Below are 5,361 nucleotides of genomic sequence, written 5' to 3' on the forward strand. Positions count from 1 at the left end.
GTCGTCGTGCCCGCGTCGGCGGTCGTCGTGCCCGCGTCGGTGGTCGTCGTGCCGGACCCGGTCGACGTGCCCGCGTCGGTGGTCGTCGTGCCCGCGTCGGCGGTCGCCGTGCCGGTCGCGCCGTCGTCGGTCGCGCTCCTGCTCACCCCACCGCCGGCGGTCTTGCCGTCGACGCTCGGCAACCGCAGCTCGGCCATCTGCCGCTTGAGCTCGTCGGACTCCTGCCGGGACTTCCAGGTCTCCTGCCGCAGGTCTGCGAGTTGCTGCTGGGCCTGGGCGATCTCCAGCATCACGTGGGCGAGCTGCTGTCGGCCCGCCGCCGACTCCTGCTGGGTGGCCGCCAGGTGCTGCTGGGTGGTGGCCAGGTGCTGTTGGGTGGTGGCCGCGTACTCCTCGAACTGTCGACGGGAGGCCGCGACATGCTCGTCGGCCTCGCGGCGCTTGTCGCCGGCCTCGGTCTCGGCCCGGCTCAGCAGCTCGGCGGCCTCTGCCTCGGACCGCTGGCGGAGAGCCGCCGCGTCCTGTTCGGCCGCCTGACGAATCCCGGCCGCGCCCTGCTCGATCTCGTTCTTACGCGTGGAGTACTCGGTCTCCAGTTCGTTCTTGCGGCTCGTGTACCCGGTTTCCAACTCGTCGCGGCGGGTGGTGAAACCCGTTTCCAACTCCTGCTGACGGCTGGCGAACCCGGTCTCCAGCTCCTGCTGGCGGGACTTGTGCTGCTTGTCCAGCTCGTCGCGCTGCTTGGCGAACTCCTGCTCGGCAGTGGACCGACGCTGCGCCAACTCCCGGTCGGCCGCCTCCCGACGCGAGTTGACCTCCTGCTCCACGCCGGCCCGCCACGCGCCCAGCTCCTGCTGGGTCTGCGCCCGGGTGTGCTGCACGTACGCCTCGGTCTCGGTGCGCATCCGCTGCACGTACGCCTCGGTGTCGGCGCGGCTGCGCTTGGCCGCCTCGGCGGCCTGCGTGGTCAGCCGCTCCGCCTCCTGCTGCGCCTTGGCGCGGGTGGCCCGCCCGGCCATCGACGCATCGTCGATGATCTGCTTTGCCTCCTGCTGCGCCTTGGCGTGGCTGGCCCGGCCGGCCTCGGTCGCGGTGTCGGTGAGCCGCTTGGCCTCCTGGAGGGCCTTGGCATGCACCTCCTTGGCGGCCTCGCGCAGGTCGCTGGCCTCCTGCCGGGCGTTGGCCAACGTCTCGCGGGCCGTCTCGCGTAGCTTGGTCGACTCCTGTTGGGCCCGGGCGTGGATCTCCTTGGCGCTGTCCCGCAGCTGGGTGGCCTCCTGCTGGGCCTTCGCCAGCGCGTCCTGCGCCGCCTTGCGCAACTGCGCCGACTCGTCCTTGGCGGACCGCAGAGTGGCCTCGGCCTCGGCCCGCCGGGCGGCGCTGTGCCGCTCCTCCTCCGAGCGTCGCGCGGCGAGGGCGATCTCGAAGTCCTTCAGTGCCCGCGCGGCCTGCTCGCGGGCCTCCTCGATGATGTGCTCGGCCGCGGCACGGCGGGCCTCGATCTCCACGTTCGCATCGGACACGACCTTCTCGGCCAACTCCTGGGCCTGCGTCACGATCGAGTCGACGAGTGGGCCGAGGTGGCGGAGCGAGGCCGGGTCGACCACGTTCATCTTCTTGCGCACCTGCGTCAGGTCACGCTGGAGCACCTCGACCTGGCCGGCGAGCTTGTGGATCTGTGTATACGCCTGTTCCCGTTCGGAGGCGAGGGTCGCGATCTCGTGCTCAGCACGCGCGACATACCGATCAACCTGTTTCTTCTCGTACCCCCGCAGAGCGGACTCGAAGCTGGGCTCCGTCGTCACGTCCCCGCCGAGAGCGAACAGTTCCTCGCCGTGCGACATGCCCCCATCCTCACACGCAACAGGGCCTGCTGGGGCGATACGGACGCGCCTTGTGCGAGCTACTTCACTCCGTTGCGAGCGCGGGGATACCACCGGTTGGGAAACGCATACGGCGCGAGGTTGCACCGGTTACCCGGTGTCACCTCGCGCCGTCGATGCCCCGACCTGACGCCTCGTGTCAGCCGGCGGTCTCCGCCGACACCCGCTCCTGACCGCCATCGGTCTTCTTGGCCTCCGGCTTGGCCGCCGGAGCGGCCGCTGGCATCCCCGGCACGATGCCGGCGAGCCCGGAGAGCATCTGGCCCAGCTGCGAGGTGACCGCGTCCTTCTGCCGGGTGAGGTCGTCGACCTCGCGGCGGGCGGCCTGCGTGGTCAACTCCGCCTCGGTGCGGGCCTCGGAGAGCAGGCGCTGCGACTCGGCCTTGGCGTCGTTGAGCGTCTTCTCGGAGTGCGCCTTGGCCTTGTCCAGCGTCTCGGCGGCGTTGCGCTCCGACTCGACCCGGCGAGCCTCGGCGCGCTGCTCGATCTCCTTCGCCCGCTCCTGCGCGGCCCGAGCACGCTGCTCGGCCTCGCTTACCATCTTCTGGGTCTGCGCGACCTGGGAGGCGTGCCGCTCGGACTCCTCGCGCTCGGCCTTCTCCCGCCGCTCGGCCAGCTGGAGCTCCAGAGCCTGAAGGTCCTTGTCGCGCTTGTCCCGCGCGTCGGTGAGCAGCTTGGTCGCCTCGGCGCGCTTCTCCTCGGCCTCGCGGGCGGCCTTCGACCGGTGCTGGGTGATCTCCCGCTCGGCGGTGGCACGGAGGGTGGCCACCTCCCGCTCGACTGTCGACTTCAGCTCGGCCACCTCGTGCGCGGTGACGGTACGCAGCTGCTTGGTCTCACGGTCGGCGTCCGCGCGCAGCGTGTCAGCCTCACGGCGGGCCTGCACCCGGACCTCGGCGGCCTCGCGCTCGGCGGCCGTACGCAGGTTGCCCGCCTCGCGCTCGGCGCTGGCCTTCATGGCCGCGGCCTCGGCACGCGCCTTGTCGGTGATCTCGCGGGCCTCGAGGCGGGCGGCGGAGAGGATGCCCTCCGACTCGCGCTTGGCCTCGTTGCGGTGGTCGTTGGCCTGCTCCTCGGCGAGCCGGAGGATCTGCTCGACGCGGGTGCCGAGCCCGGAGAGGGTGGGCCGGCTGTTCTCTTCGAGCTGCTTGTTCGTGTCGGTGAGCTTCTGCTCCAGCGCACTCATGCGCTGTTCGGCTTGGCGGAGCCGACGCTGGGCGTCGTTCATCCGCTGCTCGGCCTCGGCACGGGCCTGCTCGGACTGGGTCAGCGCGGCGGTCATCCGGCCGAGGAAGTCATCGACCTGGTGAGTGTTGTAACCGCGTAGGCCGACGGTGAAGTCTGGCTGCGAGTTCGCGTTATCGAAGAACGCGAGAGGGGAGGACTGCTGCTGGGGCATTGGGACATACTGGCAGACGCCCCAGGGTGCTTCGCAAGAGCGGTGCGCAGCTTTCGTGGCCTCTTTACATGGTCAACTCCCACCATCGGCGGGGCGGGACCAATCGGCGATCTTGGCAGGTCCCGGGCGGGTCGGGCGCCACGCAGCGTGACGTGGAAAAGGGCCCCGGGGCTACCCCGAGGCCCTTTGTTCGATCCGGGTGGGTTTCTCGCTAATGGGAGCGGAAGAACAATGTGCGATCACCGCATTGGCCATCGAGCGTTCATCCGTCCGTCCGGCGGCCGGACGCGGTCTCCCCGGGTCGGCGGTGCCGGTCGATGCCTCCCCGGGCCGGCGGTCCCGGTCAGTGCCCCCGGAAGCGGTTGATCGCGTCCTCGTGCCGGGCCCGCAGCTCCCCGTCGCGTACGCCCAGACCGTCAGTGGGTGCGAGGCAACGCACTCCGACCTTGCCCTGGTGGGCGTTGCGGTGCACCTCGTACGCGGCCTGACCGGTCTGCTCCAACGAGTAGGTGCGGGACACCGTCGGGTGCACCTTGCCGAGCGCGACCAGGCGGTTGGCCTGCCACGCCTCGTGGTAGTTGGCGAAGTGGCTGCCGACGATCCGCTTGAGGTGCATCCAGAGGTAGCGGTTGTCGTACTGGTGCTGGAAGCCGCTCGTGGAGGCGCAGGTGACGATGGTCCCACCGCGCCGGGCCACGTAGACGCTGGCGCCGAACGTCTCCCGACCCGGGTGCTCGAAGACGATGTCCGGGTCCTCGCCGGCGGTCAGCTCGCGAATCCGCTCGCCGAAGCGTTTCCACTCGTCCGGGTCCTGGGTCTCCTCGTCCTTCCAGAAGCGGAAACCTTCCGCCGCCCGGTCGATGACCAGTTCCGCGCCCATCCGGCGGCACAGCTCCGCCTTCTCCGGCGACGAGACGACGCAGACCGGGATCGCGCCGCCGTTGAGCGCCATCTGGGTGGCGTACCCGCCGAGGCCGCCGGAGGCGCCCCAGATCAGCACCACGTCGCCCTGCTTCATGTTGGCCCCGTGGTGCGAGACGAGCTGCCGGTACGCGGTGGAGTTGACCAGCCCGGGGCTGGCCGCCTCCTCCCAGCTCAGGTGCCGTGGCTTGGGCATCAGCTGGTTGGCCTTGACCACCGCCAGCTCGGCGAGCCCACCGAAGTTGGTCTCGAAGCCCCAGATCCGCTGCTGCGGGTCCAGCATGGTGTCGTCGTGCCCGGCGGCGTCCTCCAGCTCGACGGAGAGGCAGTGCGCGACCACCTCGTCGCCGGGTGCCCACCGGGTCACCCCGGGACCGGTGCGCAGCACCACGCCCGCCGCGTCCGAGCCGACCACGTGGTACGGCAGGTCGTGCCGGCGGGTCAGTTCGGAGACCCGGCCGTAGCGCTGGAGGAACCTGAACGTGGGCAGCGGCTCGAAGATGCTGGTCCACACCGTGTTGTAGTTGATCGCGCTGGCCATCACCGCGACCAACGCCTCGCCCGGCGCCAGCTCCGGCGTCGGCACCTCCTGGACGTGCAACGCCTTGCGCGGGTCCTTGTCCCGGGTGGCCATGCCGTCGAACATCCGGGCCTCCTCGGCGCGGACCACCACGCCTCGGTAACTCTCCGGTACGGGCAGCCCGGCGACGCCGGCGAGTTCGCGGTCCGGATCGCTTGATTCCTCCGCCGCCATGATTGCTTCGAGGATGTCCTGCACGGTGACCTCCGGTTCGTCCGCACCCGCACGGGCCCGGGTGCTGCCATCGTCGGCGCCGGTGGGGCACGACCGCCATGTCGGCATTCGATACATCCGACCCCGTCGCGCTCCGGTGGGGCCGGACGTTACTGAACGGTAGCTAGGCCGGGAAGTCCTCTGTGAAAAACTGCATCCGCCGATGCGTGAAGGTGTCCGGCCACCCCGCCAACCGCGCACTGACGTGCGCGGCCGACGGCTTCGGAGGGCGCTCGGGGCGCCGGGGGGCGCGCGGGGCGCGGGACGTGGGTCGTCAGTCTGCCACTCCAGTGCCAGCAGGCACCAAGCCACAGGCACTCAATCAACCCGATCCCCACCCTCCTCGTCGATGTCCACCCCGAGAC

The 5,361-nt window shown here is 70.7% G+C and carries 3 protein-coding genes; all 3 read right to left on the minus strand.

The window, feature by feature from the left end:
* Positions 1-1,844 (minus strand): hypothetical protein (locus ABZU25_RS19805; protein ID WP_355030807.1); only part of this gene is annotated, 1,844 nt, incomplete at its 3' end.
* Positions 1,845-2,022: 178 nt separating this feature from the next.
* Positions 2,023-3,282 carry a DivIVA domain-containing protein gene (locus ABZU25_RS19810; RefSeq protein WP_355030808.1) on the minus strand — a complete coding sequence of 420 codons (1,260 nt, stop codon included), beginning with the start codon at positions 3,280-3,282 and terminating at the stop codon, positions 2,023-2,025.
* A 343-nt stretch (positions 3,283-3,625) separates the two neighbouring features.
* Positions 3,626-4,981 carry a crotonyl-CoA carboxylase/reductase gene (gene ccrA, locus ABZU25_RS19815; protein ID WP_355030817.1) on the minus strand — a complete coding sequence of 452 codons (1,356 nt, stop codon included), beginning with the start codon at positions 4,979-4,981 and terminating at the stop codon, positions 3,626-3,628.
* Positions 4,982-5,361: the final 380 nt, after the last annotated feature.

Source organism: Micromonospora sp. NPDC005215 (assembly GCF_040607915.1).
Classification (GTDB): Bacteria; Actinomycetota; Actinomycetes; order Mycobacteriales; family Micromonosporaceae; genus Micromonospora.